The organism is Nonlabens sp. (genome assembly GCF_051251825.1).
GTDB lineage: Bacteria > Bacteroidota > Bacteroidia > Flavobacteriales > Flavobacteriaceae > Nonlabens.
Window position 1 is genome coordinate 252030 of sequence record NZ_JBPOGG010000004.1, and the last position, 18263, is coordinate 270292.

18 protein-coding genes are annotated in these 18263 nt (G+C 35.1%); 7 read left to right on the plus strand and 11 right to left on the minus strand.

All coding sequences use genetic code 11. From position 1 onward, the window contains the following. The first annotated feature begins 83 nt into the window (after nt 1–83). The 3 genes from ACSHWW_RS07475 to ACSHWW_RS07485 all read left to right on the plus strand — a co-directional run bounded on the left by ACSHWW_RS07475 (nt 84) and on the right by ACSHWW_RS07485 (nt 5204). A complete protein-coding gene (locus ACSHWW_RS07475; RefSeq protein WP_435681808.1) occupies nt 84–2624 on the plus strand; it encodes a PIG-L family deacetylase in 2541 nt (846 codons plus the stop codon). 80 nt (nt 2625–2704) lie between these two features. Further along, nucleotides 2705–4441, plus strand: coding sequence for a sodium:solute symporter (locus ACSHWW_RS07480; RefSeq protein WP_435681809.1), 1737 nt, complete (start codon nt 2705–2707; stop codon nt 4439–4441). Between the two features lie 250 nt (nt 4442–4691). Further along, nucleotides 4692–5204 carry a hypothetical protein gene (locus ACSHWW_RS07485; RefSeq protein WP_435681810.1) on the plus strand — a complete coding sequence of 171 codons (513 nt, stop codon included), beginning with the start codon at nt 4692–4694 and terminating at the stop codon, nt 5202–5204. A 70-nt stretch (nt 5205–5274) separates the two neighbouring features. On the opposite strand, the gene ACSHWW_RS07490 is transcribed toward ACSHWW_RS07485, so the two are convergent. From ACSHWW_RS07490 to ACSHWW_RS07525, 8 genes are all read right to left on the minus strand, one after another. Continuing rightward, nucleotides 5275–6729, minus strand: a complete 1455-nt coding sequence (locus tag ACSHWW_RS07490; RefSeq protein WP_435681811.1) for a hypothetical protein — start codon at nt 6727–6729, stop codon at nt 5275–5277. Next, entirely contained in the window at nt 6680–7243 is a 564-nt protein-coding gene (locus tag ACSHWW_RS07495; RefSeq protein ID WP_435681812.1) for an RNA polymerase sigma factor, read from the minus strand. The genes ACSHWW_RS07490 and ACSHWW_RS07495 overlap by 50 nt, the downstream gene beginning before the upstream one ends. 3 nt (nt 7244–7246) lie before the next feature. Continuing rightward, a complete protein-coding gene (locus tag ACSHWW_RS07500; protein WP_435681813.1) occupies nt 7247–8203 on the minus strand; it encodes a hypothetical protein in 957 nt (318 codons plus the stop codon). Between the two features lie 128 nt (nt 8204–8331). Continuing rightward, on the minus strand, nt 8332–9177 hold the full coding sequence (locus ACSHWW_RS07505) for a DUF2911 domain-containing protein (protein ID WP_435681814.1): 846 nt from the start codon (nt 9175–9177) through the stop codon (nt 8332–8334). A 79-nt stretch (nt 9178–9256) separates the two neighbouring features. After that, on the minus strand, nt 9257–9652 hold the full coding sequence (locus ACSHWW_RS07510; RefSeq protein ID WP_435681839.1) for a TSUP family transporter: 396 nt from the start codon (nt 9650–9652) through the stop codon (nt 9257–9259). 17 nt (nt 9653–9669) lie between these two features. Beyond that, nucleotides 9670–11139, minus strand: a complete 1470-nt coding sequence (cls, locus tag ACSHWW_RS07515; RefSeq protein WP_435681815.1) for a cardiolipin synthase — start codon at nt 11137–11139, stop codon at nt 9670–9672. Between the two features lie 2 nt (nt 11140–11141). Further along, nucleotides 11142–12080 (minus strand): lytic transglycosylase domain-containing protein, encoded by a 939-nt coding sequence (locus ACSHWW_RS07520; RefSeq protein ID WP_435681816.1) that lies wholly within the window; start codon nt 12078–12080, stop codon nt 11142–11144. A gap of 51 nt (nt 12081–12131) precedes the next feature. After that, nucleotides 12132–12779, minus strand: a complete 648-nt coding sequence (locus tag ACSHWW_RS07525; protein WP_435681817.1) for an alpha/beta hydrolase — start codon at nt 12777–12779, stop codon at nt 12132–12134. Nucleotides 12780–12964: 185 nt separating this feature from the next. Between ACSHWW_RS07525 and ACSHWW_RS07530 the strand changes: the two genes are divergently transcribed. After that, the gene (locus ACSHWW_RS07530; RefSeq protein WP_435681818.1) at nt 12965–13276 is read left to right on the plus strand and encodes an N-acetyltransferase; all 312 of its coding nucleotides are present in this window, start codon (nt 12965–12967) and stop codon (nt 13274–13276) included. A 12-nt stretch (nt 13277–13288) separates the two neighbouring features. On the opposite strand, the gene kdsB is transcribed toward ACSHWW_RS07530, so the two are convergent. From kdsB to ACSHWW_RS07545, 3 genes are read right to left on the minus strand one after another with little or no spacing between them, the layout of a single operon-like run. Then, nucleotides 13289–14026 carry a 3-deoxy-manno-octulosonate cytidylyltransferase gene (gene kdsB / locus ACSHWW_RS07535; RefSeq protein ID WP_435681819.1) on the minus strand — a complete coding sequence of 246 codons (738 nt, stop codon included), beginning with the start codon at nt 14024–14026 and terminating at the stop codon, nt 13289–13291. A 23-nt stretch (nt 14027–14049) separates the two neighbouring features. Continuing rightward, nucleotides 14050–14652 (minus strand): DUF4126 domain-containing protein, encoded by a 603-nt coding sequence (locus ACSHWW_RS07540; protein ID WP_435681820.1) that lies wholly within the window; start codon nt 14650–14652, stop codon nt 14050–14052. A gap of 1 nt (nt 14653) precedes the next feature. After that, complete coding sequence (locus tag ACSHWW_RS07545; protein ID WP_435681821.1) at nt 14654–16078, minus strand: ATP-dependent DNA helicase; 1425 nt, start codon at nt 16076–16078, stop codon at nt 14654–14656. 118 nt (nt 16079–16196) lie between these two features. On the opposite strand from ACSHWW_RS07545, the gene ACSHWW_RS07550 reads away from it, so the two are divergent. Genes ACSHWW_RS07550 through rsmD form a run of 3 tightly spaced genes read left to right on the plus strand, consistent with a single transcriptional unit; the run spans nt 16197 to nt 18263 of the window. Continuing rightward, the gene (locus tag ACSHWW_RS07550) at nt 16197–16967 is read left to right on the plus strand and encodes a hypothetical protein (protein WP_435681822.1); all 771 of its coding nucleotides are present in this window, start codon (nt 16197–16199) and stop codon (nt 16965–16967) included. A 22-nt stretch (nt 16968–16989) separates the two neighbouring features. Further along, on the plus strand, nt 16990–17721 hold the full coding sequence (locus tag ACSHWW_RS07555) for a DUF3822 family protein (protein WP_435681823.1): 732 nt from the start codon (nt 16990–16992) through the stop codon (nt 17719–17721). Then, nucleotides 17712–18263: a 16S rRNA (guanine(966)-N(2))-methyltransferase RsmD gene (rsmD, locus tag ACSHWW_RS07560; RefSeq protein WP_435681824.1), complete on the plus strand. Its 552-nt coding sequence runs from the start codon at nt 17712–17714 to the stop codon at nt 18261–18263. Before ACSHWW_RS07555 ends, rsmD begins: the two co-directional genes overlap by 10 nt.

Consider the following 18263-nt stretch of genomic DNA (forward strand, 5'->3'; position numbering starts at 1 on the left):
ACTAAGAATATTAGTTCAACCCTACAAACGATATAAATCTTTACAGAAAATTAAGATTTGAAAATTATATCTTCACACACAATATGAAGAAACAGATTTTTACATCCATACTTGCTTTATTTTTAATTTTAAAAGCAACGGCTCAAGAAAACCGATTATACCCTAAACAGCCAAACAGTGCAGAGATTTATCACAATCTTGAAAAGTTAGGATTTCTAGGAACAGCTCTATACATCGCAGCACATCCTGATGATGAAAACACACGATTAATTTCCTGGTTATCCAACGATAAAATGGCACGCACAGGATATCTTTCTTTAACACGTGGTGATGGTGGTCAAAATCTTATAGGTCCAGAATTGCGTGAACAACTAGGAATGATACGTACTCAAGAATTACTTGAGGCACGAAATCGTGATGGCGGCGAGCAATTTTTCACTCGTGCAAATGATTTTGGTTATTCAAAACATCCTGATGAAACTTTAGAAATATGGAATAAGCAGGAAGTTCTTGAAGACATGGTTTTAATAATCAGACAATTTAAACCAGACGTAATCATCAACAGATTTAATCATCGCACTCCTGGAACGACTCATGGACATCACACTACAAGTGCCATGTTGAGTATGGCCGCTTTTGAAAACTCAGGAAGTAACACTATTTATGCAAGTCAGTTAGACAAACTGGACACTTGGAAACCAGAACGTATATTTTTTAATACCAGCTGGTGGTTTTATGGCAGCCAAGAAGCATTTGAAAAGGCAGATAAAACCAACTTACTCGAGATCGATGCCGGAACTTACTATCCGTGGTCTGGATTATCAAATAGTGAAATTGCAGCGCTTAGTCGTAGTGAACATAAATCACAAGGATTCGGTAGTAGTGGATCTCGTGGTACGCAGACTGAATATTTAGAATTCTTAGATGGTTCTTTCCCTATGGATAAATCTGATTTATTCTCTGGAATAAACACCACATGGTCACGAGTTGCTGGAGGAACCACCATTCAAACACAACTTAATAAAATACTTTCTAGCTATGACTTTAAAAATCCCGAAGCTAGTTTACCAGCATTAGCATCTTTACATCAATCCATTTCTAAACTAAAAGAAGAACACTGGAAAAAAATCAAGCTGCAAGAGTTAGAAGACATCATGCTTCAAATTACTGGAGTTTATCTAGAAGCGACTACGAGAAATCAGCACGTGACTGATGGTGAGACTATGCCATTAAATATAGAAGTAACCAATCGTTCTAGAAATAGTATTTCTGTCTCATTAACTGGCTATACTATGATTAGTATAGATAACACAACTATAGATGCTACTCCTAACTCTAGTGTCAATGTTGAAGGCTCACTTACTATCCCACAATATTTTCAACCTACTTCTCCATATTATTTACAGGAAAAAGGAACACTAGGAATGTATGAGGTAAAGTCAGAAAATGAACGAGGAAAACCCGAAGCCGAAGTTCCGATAGGATTACAAGCCCAACTCAACATCAACGGAATCAAAATGTATAGAGACTTAAAAATTCATTTTAAGTCAAATGATCCTGTACGTGGAGAAATTCATGAACCATTGAATATTGTGCCAGTAGTATCAGTAAGTGTACAAAATCCTGTTTACATTTTTAATAATGACTCTCAAATGGTTCAAGTAAGCATGACCGCAAATGCTGATTTAAAAGCCGGAACTATAGAATTATGTGGACCTAATGACTGGAAAATAAAGCCGTCTAAAATAAAGTTTGATGATATGCAATCGGGCACCGTGCGCACTTATGAATTTGAAGTAAAACCGCCTAAAAAAGCATCACGTGGACTAGTCAGCGGATTAGTTAAAATAGGTGATGCGAGTTATACTCAAGAGGTTATTTCTATAGATTACGATCACATCCCAGACCAGCAGTTGGTGCGTAATAACGAAGCACAAATCGTAAAGCCAGATCTTAAAAACACAGCTACAACTGTCGCTTATATCAATGGAGCTGGAGATGACGTAGGAACCGCTATTGAAGCCATAGGAAGTAAAGTATTTCGTTTTGAACCTAGTGAAGTACCTACCGATTTATCTAAATATGATGCCGTTGTGGTGGGAATACGTGCTTATAATGTGGCTCCTGTAGAAATGGCTGCGCTTCAAGAACGTCTAGATACTTACGTTAAAAATGGAGGAACGTTAATGATGCAATATAATACGAGTAGAAGAATTGATAAAGATGCACTTGGGCCGCTGTCTATAACGCTTTCGCGAAAGCGTGTTACCGACGAAAACGCTGCTGTAACATTTCTCGTACCTGAACATCCTGTCCTAAATTATCCAAACAAAATTACCCAAACAGATTTTGAAAATTGGGTTCAGGAACGTGGATTGTATTTTCCAGAAAAATGGGATAACGCCTTCACTCCTATTCTGGGAATGAATGATGTAGGCGAGGAAATGACTAACGGAAGTTTAATCGTGGCGCGTCATGGAAAAGGTCATGTTATTTATACTGGGTTGAGTCTATTTAGAGAATTACCAGCTGGTGTGAGCGGTGCATACAAATTGCTAGCAAATATGATAAGCATAGGTGTTGAAGAGAAATCTGTTAAAAAAAAGCGTCGTGAAAAGTTCTAAAAAGTGGAATCGTGTTTACGTTCTGGTCATTGTTGCAAATCTCGTTTTTGCGGCTATATTTTATTTAATTACAGCCGTTTATGGAAATAATTGATTGGACCATACTGGTCTCCACACTAGCTTTTATAGTGCTCTACGGAGTTTATAAAACTCGTGGAAAACAAACTAGTGAGGAGTATATAAAAGGTGGAGACGCTCGATGGTGGACTGTAGGTTTATCTGTTATGGCAACACAGGCCAGTGCGATTACTTTTTTAAGTACACCTGGACAAGCCTATACAGATGGACTAGAATTTGTGCAATTCTATTTTGGGTTGCCCATTGCGATTGTAATTATTTGTGTGACATTTATTCCTATTTATCACAAGCTTAAGGTTTACACTGCTTATGAGTTTCTTGAAAAGAGATTTAATGTAGAAACTAGATCTCTAGCTTCTATCCTATTCTTAATACAGCGTGGACTTGCAGCGGGAATTACCATTTATGCACCAGCGATTATATTAAGTGCGGTACTGGATTGGGAATTAAAATACTTGAATATTATTATAGGTATTCTGGTAATTATCTACACGGTTTCTGGTGGAACTAAAGCGGTTAACGTCACTCAAAAACAACAAATGATTGTGATCATGGCTGGTATGATTACCGCTTTTGTATTAATTGTTACTCAATTGCCTGATAACGTCACTTTTGATAATGCCTTGACTATGGCAGGAAGTGCCGATAAGATGAAGATTCTTGATTTTGATTTCTCGCTGAATGATCGTTATAATGTGTGGAGTGCGATTTTTGGAGCTAGTTTTTTGATGCTGAGTTATTTTGGGACCGATCAGTCACAAGTGCAACGATATCTTTCTGGTAAGTCTATTAAACAAATGCGTATAGGTTTATTATTCAATGGATTACTAAAAGTACCGATGCAGTTTTTCATACTCATGGTAGGTGTAATGGTTTTTGTATTCTATCAGTTTAACGATACGCCACTAAACTTTAATCCAGCTGCTGAGAAAGCAGTGATGGAAAGTGAGTATGCTGGAGAATATGAAGCGCTACAAGAACGCCACTACTCGATCATGCATGAAAAGCAGGCTATACAAGAGAATTATGCCAAGAAGCTGAATAATGAGTATATCGCTCCTGAAGATAAATTGGAGACGCGATTGAATTACTTCCGCCAGTCTGAAGAGGAAAACAGAGAAGCTGCAAGACAATTAATTGCCAAAGCAGACGATGGCATAGAGACTAACGATAAAGATTTTGTATTTATTCATTTCATACTGCATCATTTACCCAAAGGTTTGATAGGACTTTTACTTGCTGTGATTTTAAGTGCCGCGATGAGTTCCACGGCATCAGAGTTAAATGCATTGAGTTCTACTACTGCTGTAGATATCTATAAAAGATTTAATCACAACGATTCTAAAGATGATGATCATTATGTGCGCATGAGTAAATGGTTCACACTCATGTGGGGAATTATTGCGATTTGCTTTGCGAGTGTGGTTTCGTTATTTGATAATTTGATCCAGTTAGTGAATATTATAGGATCATTATTTTATGGAACTATTTTGGGGATTTTCTTAGTGGCTTTCTATTTGAAAAAAGTACGTGGTCGTTCTATTTTCATAGCTGCTATAATTTCTGAGGCTATTGTAATTGCTTTCTACTGTGTGGACGAGTTTGTACCAGACGTGAAATTGTTACCATTCTTATGGTTAAATCCGTTAGGAGCGCTTATTACTGTAGGACTGGCATGGATGATTGAGTTTAGTGGCGGGAAGAATACGGACAATTTAAAAACTATTGAAAGTGAATGATTGTCCTAATTGGTAAATTATTAATTGCTTTTCTTTTTTTATTCGTTTGGAATAAGTTCCTGATGAAACCATTGATTCAAAGCTTTATAAATAAGAATCTCAAAATTAGACGAGAAGAATTTGAATTTTTAAAACCATATGTAAATAAGATAGTTATCCATCAGGTAGGAATTATTAAAACGGTTCAAGCGTTTTATTGGATTGCTTTTCCTTTATTTTGTTATTCAGAAATTACGTTATATATAAAATCATGATACAATATTACTTCTCAGACGGCATCGGTGAATTTGGGCCATTTACTTTAAATGAACTCAAGACAAAAAAATTACGTCCTGACTTTAAAATAAGAACTGAAGCAACCACATTTACAGGTACTGCATCAAATATTCCAGAATTGGATTCTTTGTTTGAACCAGCACCTACTCCATCACAAAATATCGCTTATCAACAACCACAGTACGTTCAACCTGAAGTAGGTGAAAAGTCTAAAAGTGATAAGTTGTTGATTACAGCATTAATCATTTGGCTCTCAACATTATTACTGAATGGACTTATTAGTTTCATTTTTAGAAATAGTTTCTCTTCAGATTATCACTATGTCTTTTTAGGAATCGTGAACTTATTATCTGCCGCACTTCCTTTGCTTGTAGCATTAAGCATTAAAGATAAAAATCTTAAAGTGATAGGTATAGTCATTGCAGTTATTCTAACCTTGAGATTTGTTTTTGGAGCAATACAATTGATGACGTTCTCGATATTTTAAATATAAAAAAACCACTTAGGAAACTAAGTGGTTTTTAAAGTTACGCTTTTGCGAAAGCGTAAGCTAAAAGCTATAATTTATACTCAATACCCATTTGTATATTAAAGTAAGCTGGATCTATATCTCGAGTTTGTGAATAAGTCTTGATTTGATACTTGAACATGAAATCGGTGTTTAGATAAAATCGCTTATAAAGATTGTATCTAAGTCCAAAACCTGCGTTTACGTTGAAGTTTGCATCATTGATAAAGGTCGCACGGCCGAATCTAAGTTGGCTATTTGAATTACGGGCTGTAAAATACTGATCAATAAGTATCATATAGCTCATACCAAAAATGGTGCTTACCTCTAGATCTCCATCATTCAATCGCAGGCGCACTTCTAAAGGGATTTCAACATAATTCAAATCGTGGTCTATTTCAATGGTACTCGCACTATCAGACCCTAAAAAGGCTGCTATATCGGTTTCTTCTACTTCGTAAGAAACATATTGAAGGTTATTAATTATATTAAAATCTGCTGGTACAGATTTAGTAGTTTGATTAAATCTCATATGATTAATTCCTATTCTTAATTGTAGATAATCATTTGTGATGAAGTTTAATGATCCACCGTAATTAAGACTAACACGATCTTCAATTAATAAATCATCAAAGTCTTTATCAAGGGAATTACCATTATTCACATTTTGATAGTGCGTAACTATTCCCATTGCAGTTACGCTCCAAGATGATTCTGATTTCTTTTGTTTAGTGTCCTTAAGTTCAGTAGAGTCTTGAGGAAGATCTTTTTTAAGGTCAGCTAGTAATTTTCTTTCCTCAATACGTAATTCTCGTTTCTTTTCGTTTACAGATTTAATACTATCTCTTCTATTTTTCAGTATCGTTTTTTCAGATATTGAAGTTGACGATTCTGTAGTTTTATTTATGAAAGCAACTTCTCTAGATTCAATTTGCTTCACTACAGTATCATTTAACTCATTACCGGCTTTCAATGTATCTATTGACTCTTTTTCAATGGATTCTTTAGAGTTAAAAACATTGCTAATTGTTTTATTATTAGAAGTCAGATATTGAGCTCTGGTCTTCTTACTTACTTTCTCAACATCATTTGGATTCATGACCTTTTCATGATCCACTAAATTAGAATTTGAAATGACTGACGACTCTGTATTCTCATCAACATGAACAGGTGTGGACGATTTTTTATTATTTAATGGATTTGTGATGTCGTTTTGATCATTCACAATCTCATTTATGGGAATAAAATGATTTTCCTCATTAATTTCTATAAAAGATATATAACCGACACTACCCATAATCCCTAACAGAATCCCACCAGCGAGCCACCACCATATGAGAACTCTACGTTTCTTTTTCTCTGGGCCTAGTGATTGTTCTATGCTTGCCCATAATGCATCATCTGGAGAATCGGTATAAGCTGAGAGCTTTTCCTTTACTGCTTTTCCTATGTTTTTATGAGTTCCCATTGATCCTTGAATTTGATAAACGTGCTTGTCGCACATCATTAATACTTTGTTTAAGCAGTACTTTTGCTCTGTGTAAATTTGACTTAGATGTTCCTATGGAGATGTTCATGATCGTTGCAATTTCTTGATGAGAATAGTCATCTAGCTCATATAAACTAAATACTAATCGATAACGATCTGGTAATTCTTGAATGAGTTTTAAAAGTTCTGGCAATTTTATTTCATCAAGCACCTCAGTATCAACGGTAACGTCCTCAGTGATCTCTTCATTTACGAGAACATTCATAAATGATTCTTTCTTATAAAGCGTGATGGCTTTATTAATTACTATGCGTTTCATCCAGCCTTCAAATGATCCTTTTCCTTTATATCGATCTATGTTTTGAAAAATAGCTATGAAAGCATCATGTAAATTATCCTGCGCTTGTTCTCTATTACGGCTATACTTGAGCGACTGCACCATCATCGTATCCTTAAAATGATGATATAGTTGCGCCTGCGCCTTTCTATCCTGCTTTTTACAAGCTTTTATGAGATTTTCTAAGCTCATTAATTATTGATAAAAGAATTTTTGAGAGAATGAAGTGTAAGGTACACCGCCAGGATCTACTGTTACGTAGGTAACTGTATCTATGTTACCGTCTGTATTAGTTTGATTAGTAATGGTAGTTGGAAAATCAGCAAATAAACTATAGCTGTACGTATTTAATTGTTGTGGTGATATCATGGCAGGTCCTATGGTTAAATTCACACTGCCGCTTCTAGTATAATAATTAATATTATTAAAGTATTTGGAATAGGTATTATTTCTCAAGCTTGCTATAGGATTATCAATGTTTGAATAAGTCATTGTAAAAGTAATATCGTTTATCAAATTGCCATTTCCATCATAATCTCTATCCTTACTTTCAACAATTAAGTTATCCATCGCATCATAAGTGTAGGTAATATAAGAAGAAGGATCATTACCATTTATATCATTACGTTCTAGATAAGTTACTTTATCTTGAGAATCTGTAACTGCTTTACTAGAAATAGGCAATTGTATAAAGTTAATTCCATCATTACTTTCAAAAACGTCAACATAGGTAGTGTCAGCTATTTTTTGATAAGTACTTTTAGTATAAATATTGAAAACACTATTGTGAGATATCCTTTCAGAAACTAATCCATTTAAACCGTAAGTGAACCTTTCTCTATCATTAACTGCTAGAACACCATCGTTATAATAATCGATATGATCTAATTTATTATTAACGTAATTGAAAATAGCGCTTTTAGTGGAACCAGAATTATTGTGAATTTTTATTTCTTGATAACGATCATTTACAATAGTATACACTGTAGAGTCTAATGCCACAGGTGGATTTACTGTAAGGTCAATATTATACTTGACATATTTGGATAAAGTAGCACTAGGCACTGGAGTAGATGTGTCCTCTATCTCATCTGGAGAACAAGATGTTAGCATAAATAATGAGGCTGCGAAATATAAAACGTAATTCTTCATAACTATGAGTTCTTTTCTAATAGTATTAAAAAAGTAAGAAGGTTGCGTGAAAGGCATAAAAAAACCACTTAGTTTCCTAAGTGGTTTTTAAAGTTACGCTTTCGCGAAAGCGTTATTCATATAAATGATTACATCTTAACGCCCCATTCTTTAAGGCTGTCCATGTTCATTTTAACGTAGTCTGCGTTACCAGCTTTTTCAGCAAGTGCAAGTGATTGCTTTGCTGTTGCGATAGCTGCTTTAGTGTTCCCCATTTTTGCCTCAATAAGAGACTTTTTACGGAACATCCAGAATGCCTCTGGACGCATTTCAGTTGCTTTAGTAATCCAGTCGTGTGCTTTTTTCATGTCACCATCGGCATCCATGTAAAATGAAGCTGCTTGATAATAATCGTTTGCTGCAGGACCAGCCATCACTTTATCGATACTTGCTTGAGTCTTCATTTTAGTAGGAACTGTAAATGGAACTGCTACCATTGTTTTATCCCACATCATTTGTAAATGTGCACTGTCCATGGTAATTTCGTTGATTGCCATTGTAAAGCTTTCCTGAGCATTTTTTAATTTATTTACTGGTACAGTTACCATTGCAGCAACTTTTGCGTCATCCCATTCTCTAGGAGTTCCCCAGTTTGAGTAGTCTGTATAGAAATAAACGTCCCACTGACTCTTTCCAGGTTTAGTAAAAACCGCATAAGTTCCTTTTTTTAATTCTTTACCAGCGACCATAACATCGTCAGAAAATGTAATGGTAGAATTACCGTTTGCTCCAGTTCGCCACATCTTATCAAATGGAACTAAGTCTCCAAAGATATCTCTATCTCTCATCGCTGGGCGTGAATACTCTAAAGTAACTTCGGTAAGTCCAACTGTTTGTTTTGCCATAGCACTAGGGCTAGGTTGTGGTGCGTCTATTTGAGCATTAACACTTGTAGCTACAAATAATGACATAAAAAGTAGTAATGTATATTTCATGATTTTAATTTTAATGATTTATGATTATGTAAAATAAAGGTTTTTAAATAAAACTATCTGTTATGATTTTCACAATAACTTAAGCTTTTGCACTAGAAAAGAAGATCATTTTTATAGCGACGATAATAAGAATGACTCCAAATATCTTTTTCAATAATTGCTGGTTAATACTTAATGCTAGCTTAGAACCAAAGTAACCACCTATTACAAACGCTACGGCAATAAAAGGAACGTACTTCCAGTCCAAACCTTGATTAGTCTCTAGACCGCTTTTATGATAAGTATATGCAGCGAGGAATGTTACAGGTACTGCAAGCACCGCAAGACTCATTCCTTGTGCCTGGTGCTGACTATATCCTAAAAACCAAATAGCTAGCGGCACCATAATCACTCCACCACCGACTCCTACACTACCACTTAAAAATCCGGCGAGTAATCCTAAAAGTAAAAGGAGTAATATAGTTTCTATGGTCATTTTCTTAGGTTTCATAATTATAATAAAGGAGCCCACAATCTACAAAAAGACTCTTTAAATTTGTTCATTTTGTCGCGTTTAAACCACAAATCAGGTAATACTTCTTCACAATATTCCAAATCTTTTTGAAATTGCTCATTTAACTCTATGGCAATATCATCATCATAAATGAGCGCGTTTATTTCAAAATTAATGTCAAAACTACGATAATCCATATTTGAAGTACCGATAGTTGCAAATAATTGATCCACTACCATTGTTTTTGCATGCAACATTCCACGGCAGTACCAGTGAACGTGAATACCACTTTCTAGTAATTCTTCAAAATAGGATCTAGAAGCATAACGTGCTGCCCAACTATCACCTTTTTTAGGAACCATAATATGAATCTCAACACCACTGCGTGCTGCACTTTTCAAACTGGTTAGAATAGCTTCATTAGGAATAAAATATGGTGTGGTAATGTAAACACATTCCTCTGCAGTATTAATAGCTATAAAAAGAGCTTCCATGATATTTGCCCAGTCCGTATCTGGACCGCTAGCAGCAATTTGAACTGCTTTATTTTCTGCGATGTCTATTTCAGGAAAATATGCTTTAGGAACTTCATAATCATCCTTCTGGTTTTTAACAAAGTACCAATTTAGTAACCACTGCGCTTGTAAACTTTTAACGGCATGACCTTCAATACGTAAATGCGTGTCGCGCCAGTAAGTATCATTATAATTGATAGGTTCATTTACATAATCATCACTGATATTAACTCCACCTATATAACCTATAGATCCATCGATGATAAAGATTTTGCGGTGGTTGCGATAATTTGCTTTACGAGTGAATTTAGAAAACAACACAGGCATAAACGATTGATATTCAATCCCAGCATCGGTCATTTTACGTTTAGTTTTCCTTGAAATGTCACTTCCTACAGAGTCATAGATAATCCTCACCTCTACACCACGATTAGCTGCTTCAATTAACAAATTAATGACCTCAAGCCCTATGTGATCATCACATATTATAAAATACTCAAGATGAATGTGATTAGTAGCATTTTTAATGTCTTTAAACAATTCATCAAACTTATTGCGACCATTGAATAAAACTTTAAGATTGTTACGCAATGTTAATGGTGCCGTTTGATTGTGCCTCAATAACTTCACCATTTTCAATCGATCGACTAGAAAAGTCTCTTCATACTTATCTAAGTCATCTTCAGAGATATGCAGGCGTTTATTCCAATTTTGGATCAGCTCGTTTGCATTAAGGTCTTTACGTTTAAAGATTTTGGATTTGCGATATTCTAGTCCAAAGAAGTAATAAATCCCTAAACCTAAAAATGGTAACGCAACTAGAAACAGTAGTGATGAAACTGTTTTACGTGGATTCTGATTACTTTTTATAAGAAAAAAAGCGGCACTAATCGCTACTATATAGTTAACTATCAGTAGGCTTAAAAACCAGTTGCCAGTAATCCAATTGATCATTTCTAGTCGTAGTAACCCGTTTCAGGAATCTCAATTTGGTATAATTTCCCTGATTTATTGTTGAGTTTATTTTCTCTCAACCACGGATTGTGAATTTTTAAAATTTTATAGTTGATGGAGTTCGCTTTCGCGAAAGCAGCTAAATCATCAATCTCATAGTCCACATTAACCTTTTTTGTAGGCACTTGATAATAATATTGAGCTGGATCTACATTAAAACCAAAGCTTTCAGGACTTCTTAAAATCTCTTTTAAAGCTAAAATTCTGAAAACATACCTACCAGTTTCCTGACCTAACAATAGGTCATAATAACTAGTCGCCTGTTGACGCTCCAGTTCTCTATTTACACCAGCATTTCCTGCATTATAAGCCGCCGCAGCAAGTGTCCATGTTCCCATTCTCTCTTTACTATCTTTCAAGTATTTACATGCGGCACGAGTTGCCTTTTCAAGATGATAACGTTCATCTACGTTACTATTTACCTCTAGATCGAGTTCTTTTCCAGTGGCGCTCATAATTTGCCAGAAACCACTCGCACCAGCAGGTGACTTTACATTATCAAGACCACTTTCTATAACCGCTAGGTATTTGAAATCGTCTGGAATTCCTTCCTCTGCAAGGATAGGTTCTATAATAGGAAAATACTTTTTAGACTTTTTAATGAGCATGATTCCGTTTGATTGCCAGTATGTATTTACTAGAAATTCACGGTCAGCTCGTTCTTTAATATCTGGATTGTGCAGTGGCACAGATTCTCCTGCAAAATCTAGTGTTTTAGGCAATTGAAGTGCATAAACACTGTAATCTCCTACTCGTGATGGATCTTTGAGTTCTGGAGTTGATTTTTGCTCTTGTTCTGCTGGTCCAGAATTTTGTTGCACAGCACTCACGCCTAGCAATAAAACGACTACTATTCCTGCTCCCAATAATATCTTTTTCATGCGTTCTATATTTTTTATAAAGATAAATGAATCTAACTGAGTGTAAAACAGTTATTGCAAAATGATTTGAGGTAAGTTATCATTAAACCAGCGGAATCTATTAATAATCATAATATGGGTTCCACCATTAACTATCGTAGCGTCTTTTATATATTTCAAAGGGAAAATTAAGTCCTTATTGCCATGGATATGAACGATACCTTCTAGTGATTTCTTTTGATCCCAATTGATTATAGTATCTATCGCCCAGTCTAAGTATCTCCTATCGTTAACGTCTAAGTATTTTTTATAAAGATCTAATCGCTTTGGAGCCATTCCATAACTATATTTCATAACCGATTCTAAATTTTCAAAAAGACGAGTAGGAACTATTTTATGAAGTCCTGTAGCTTTACTCCATCGCATGCGTCGCGGGAATTCCTTATTATTTTTAACGCTAGATATGATAATAATCTTGCGAACTTGTATAATTTTTGCAATCTCTTGCACAATAATACCACCAAATGAAATTCCTATGATTACTGGATTTTCATGTTGGATTTGTTCAATCAATCTTTTAGAATAGTCTTCAAGTGATTCTTTTTTTTCTGGTATAAGCCAGTGTAAAAAATGAACATCAAATTGCGTTTCATCCAATTTAATATTCTCAAAAATCAAATCAGATGCTGCCATTCCCGGCATGAAATAAACTGGAATCATTGTAAGAATATATTTAGTATCAATGTTTTAACAAAACAAATGTTAAGTAAAACACAATTTAGAGTTACCTTTGCAGTGTTAAAAGAGCAATTTTTACGCTTTCGCTAATCAACCACAAAGTTGCAATAAACTTATCTTATTAGTGAATTAACCTAATGATTTTTTAGGAGTTAAAAAGAATGAAAATGGAATCAACAACAACGATTGAAATTACTGACAACGCATTTTTACGCCAGTATGAATGTACTAAGGACGGACAATTTGCAAAAATTGAATACTCTCAACAAGAACGTAAAATCTTCTTAACTAAATTTATACTTCCTGAATCTCTAGAAGATGATAAGGATTTTCAAAACGAATTTTTAAGAGCTGTTTTTATTGATATAAGAGACGTGAAGGAAATAAAAGTGGTTCCTACTCATCCTAAAATTGCAGGTTTTGTTCGCAAAAACCGTAACGAATTTAAAGAAATGCTTCCTGTAGGGATTAGTATTTAATTATCCAAAACCTTATTTATTCCACATCTCACGTGCAGCTTCTAGATCTGCTGGTGTGTCTATACCTATGCTTGCTTGATCTGTGACGATCATGCTTATTTTTTTGCCATGTTCAAGATATCTTAAACATTCTATTTTCTCTTTTAACTCAAGTGGTGTGGCACTAGAATTATAAAAATCCATTAAAGCAGCTTTCCTAAAAGCATATATTCCTATATGTTTATAAACGGGAACATCTACTTCTCGATCTCTATTACATGGCAATGGACTGCGTGAGAAGTAAATCGCATTTCCAGAAAGATCTGTAATTACTTTTACATTATTAGGATTCAGAATATCTTCTTCTTCCTCAAGTTTATGCATTAATGAAGCTAGAGCTATCTCCTGATTAACATCCTTTTCAAAAACAGCTAGAAGTTGTTGTAAGTCGGCCTGATTAGTGAAAGGCTCGTCTCCTTGTACATTAATGATAATGTCTGCTTCTAAGTTTTCAACGGCCTCTGCGATGCGGTCACTGCCACAATCGTGTTCTTTTACACTCATGACGGCATTACCACCGTGCGCTATGATTTCATTATATATAATGTCACTATCTGTAGCGACGATGACTTGTTCAAAAAGTTGCGTATTTACAGCAGCCTCATAAGTTCTCACTATGACCGGCTTACCACAAAGGTCTTGCATTAATTTTGCCGGGAAACGACTGGCTTCATATCGAGCTGGAATAACGGCAATAGTTTTTAAAGACATAATATTAATATTGAGCAGTGATTTTATTCTATCTCTTTTCGCGCAAGCGGTTTCTTTTTAAATAATTTCTTGTAGAGTTTTCTAATTGCGACAAATATCAAGACTACTATTATAGCAGCAAAAACTGGTGCTACGAGCGAGAGAATACTTAATATACCACTGAAACCAGCCTCTGCAGTACTGATTATAGGGTTACCTATTCCACCTGTGGTTGCTGTACTAGTTAATCGTGCTGCACCAGCGGTACTGGCTACACTTGCAGCGGTTCCTCCACCGGCAATTATCGCGAGTGTCCACGTATATACTGGATCGAGATCGCCCACAACACTTACCATAACGGCTGTTCCTGCGATTGCCGCCAGTGGAACGGTTATGGTATCCAGCATATTATCTACATAAGGAATATAATAAGCGATAAGTTCCACAAACGCGGCTACTCCTAGTATGATTACTGATGTTAAACTTCCTGCCCAAGCCCAAGATTCATTAAGTGGTACGAGATCCATGTATGCAGCAATACTTAAAAAAAGTAACGGGACAAATACTCTAAATCCAGCACTTGCAGAAAGTCCTATTCCTAAACAAATGCTTACGAAAATTTCAAAATTTGATGTAATCCAGTCCATATTATTCTATAAAAAAGTCTTTGTTGAAGCCTATAAGATACAAATTTGTTTTGGCACGCGTCACAGCAGTATATAACCATCGCAAGTAATCCTTAGATGGTCCGTCTGGCAAATATGGCTGCTCCACAATCACATTTTCCCACTGTCCACCTTGCGATTTGTGACAGGTAATGGCATAAGAAAACTTGACTTGTAACGCATTAAAGAATGGGTTTTCTTTAATCTCCTTATACTGTTTCCATTTAGGTAATTTGAGATAATCCATGCGCACTTCTTGATAGAGTTTATTAGACTCATCATAAGTAAGTGAAGGCGACTCAGACTCGAGCGTATCGAGTAAGAGTACGGTTTCAAAAGGTTTTTCATCTGGATAATCTACCATGCGCACTTTAACTTCAGCAAATTTAAAGCCATAAATATTTTTAAAATTATAGATTTCCAGTATCTCTACAATGTCTCCATTTGCGATAAAACCAGCTGCACTATTAGGTTTCAACCAGTGATAATTATTTTTCACGACCATAAGATAATCTCCTGAGGCGAGTTCGCTTTCGCGAAAAAGGATACGCGACCTGATTTGTTGATTATACAAATTTGCTCGTTTGTTAGAACGTACGATTATGGCAGTTTCTTCATGACCTTGAGTATCATAAGCCGTTTGAATAGCGTCCATAATCTCATGACCATCTATCAATCTATTGATATCAATGAATGGTTCTACATCAAATTTAAAATTATAATCCAGCTCCTCAATATGATTTCTTATGCGAGTCGCATTCAATAATATTCCAGAATCTTTATCCTGCCTTTTTACTTCATCCAGTTCTATGCAAGTAACTTCTTTTAAATAACGCTGTTCTAGTAAGTCTTGCTCCAGTGCTGGAGAAACATCAAGCTTAACAGGTGGTAATTGTGCCGTATCACCTACTATTAGTAGAATACAATTCACTCCTGAATACACAAATTCAATTAAATCATCAAGTAATGATCCATTCCCACCAAACATTTTATTCTCGCTCGCTACGTCTGGAATCATGGAGGATTCATCTACTATAAATAGAGCGTTACGATGTTTATTTTGTTTAAGAGTAAACTCTACGTTTCCACCTTTTCCCTGAGCTTTGGGATAATAAATCTCGCGGTGAATTGTACTTGCAGTTTTATTACTATAGCTACTGATCACTTTTGCAGCTCGACCTGTAGGTGCAAGAAGGACACAAGTCATTTTTGCCTTCCATATATTCTTAACTATGGCACTTATTAAGGTTGTTTTTCCCGTACCTGCATATCCTTTTAATAAAAACAAACGGTCTTTATCTTTTTCAATAATAAACTCAGAGAGTTTTTCTAGCGCTCTATCTTGCTCAACCGTAGGCTGAAAGGGAAAATCTGTACGTATAATTTTGTAATATGCTGCTGCCGTCATGAATCAATGGTGAAAACCTGATGATAAACTTAACGCAAATTTGAAATGTGACGCTAGAATGAGCGAAAAATTTTTGTAGATTTGTTAGCTTTGACACTAAGATAATTTAAAAAGAAATATGACAGCTCTCATTTCATCTATAGTATTAGGTATTATAGGATTAGTAGGTTTAGCTTTTTTAATCAACAAGCTACCTAAGAAATTCCACATTATCGTAATTGCGGGACTTTTGGCTCTAATAGGTTTTTTCAGTTATAAACTGGTAAATTCTATTGCTGCTCCTGTAAAATTTGAAAAAGTTAAGGAAGAACGATACAAGAAAGTGATTACTCAATTGATTCACTTGCGTACTGCAGAGAATGCTCATAAAACAATTACTGGAAAATATACTAATGATATCAATAGGCTATCTAAATTTATTGATACTGCTAAATTTGCCCTTGTTCAAAGAAGAGACAGCTCTGTTGCAGATGAAGTAAAGAACAAAAGATTTGGTCTTAACCCTAAGTCTGGTGGATATTATAAAGAAATAGTAATCACAGACACTTTAGGTTATAAATCTGTAAAAGATTCTTTATTTAGTAAAGTGAACATTGCTACTTTATTAGATTACGATTTCAAAAATGCCGAAGGTGAAAAAATAGACGCTCCTGGGAAGATCTCTCTTGAAACAGGAACTTTCTATGATGACGAGAATCCTATCAGTGTTTTTGAAGCAATTGCAAAAAAGGAAGATATTCTATTTGATCAACCGGAACGATTAGTTGCTCAAGAATTAAGAACTAAAGCTGTTGAAGGTGTTACTGGAGAAGTAATAGTAGTAGGTAGTTTAAGTGAAGTAACCACTAGTGGTAACTGGCCTAGACAATATGCCCTTAACGAAAAGTAACATGTCCGTTAATAATAAAAAAATGTCCGTCTTGATTCATCAAGATGGACTTTCTTTTTTTATCTATACCTCAAGTGGTGTCGATCATACTATAGTAAAGTCTTTTAAACACGAGTCTAATCCTATTGAAATTTTGCATGAGATAGAAATGGTTTATGAGCAAAACTCTTTACTTACTGATTCATTTGATGAAGTAAACGTAGTATATCATCATTCCATATTCACAGGAGTTCCAGCATCTATATATGATGAGAATCACCACTCCGATTATTTAAAGTACAATACACGCATTCTTGAAACTGATGTAATCAGTACAGATGATGTTATTGAGGCATTAGATTATAAAACAGTTTATATTGCTTACAGTAATATCAATAATTACTTTTTTGATAAGTATGGAGATTTTAATTACTACCACTACTCTACACTTGCTTTGCTGCAACACTCTCAAAAAGCATCTATAGATAAGTCCCATATTATACTAGATATAAAACAAAGTCATTTCTACATTACCATTTTTGAAAAAGGTACTTTAAAATTACACAATTGCTATCCTCATCAAGCTGCAGAGGATATTTTATACTACACACTTTTCACAGCTCAACATAATAACCTAGATCCAGAATTAATGGATTTACAACTCATCGCAGCATCTAAGGATGAGGCACTTTATGATCTACTCTATACTTATGTACGTAATGTAAGTTATGTGCTGGATTCTAAAGCTTACACAGAAAAAATCTTATGCGTATAATATCTGGAATACATAAAGGAAGACGCATACAAGCGCCTAAAAACTTACCCGTTAGACCTACGACAGATATGTCTAAAGAAGCCTTATTCAATATCCTAAGGCATCGCACGCATATTCCAGGAATGAAAGTACTAGAGCTATTTGCCGGTAGCGGAAATATGAGTTATGAATTTGGTAGTCGTGGAGCAAAAAGTATTCTTGCTGTAGATCAACACAAACCATGTCTTGATTTTATTAAAAAAACAGCAACTACATTAAGTCTTCCCATAGACACTAATAAAGCAGACGTTTTTAGTTTTCTTGAGAAGCATAAAGGAAGCTACGATCTTATTTTTGCTGATCCACCTTATGGCTTAGAAGAAGAAGAATTTCACAATATAGCAACGCTTGTCATGAATGGCGAGTTTCTAGTTCCTGGTGGTATCTTCATCATGGAACATTCTAAACATACTGATATGTCTAGCCACGAGTGGTTAGAAAGTTCACGTAGGTATGGAGGAACAGTGTTTAGTTTCTTTGAAAATCCTGATGAGGAAGAATAG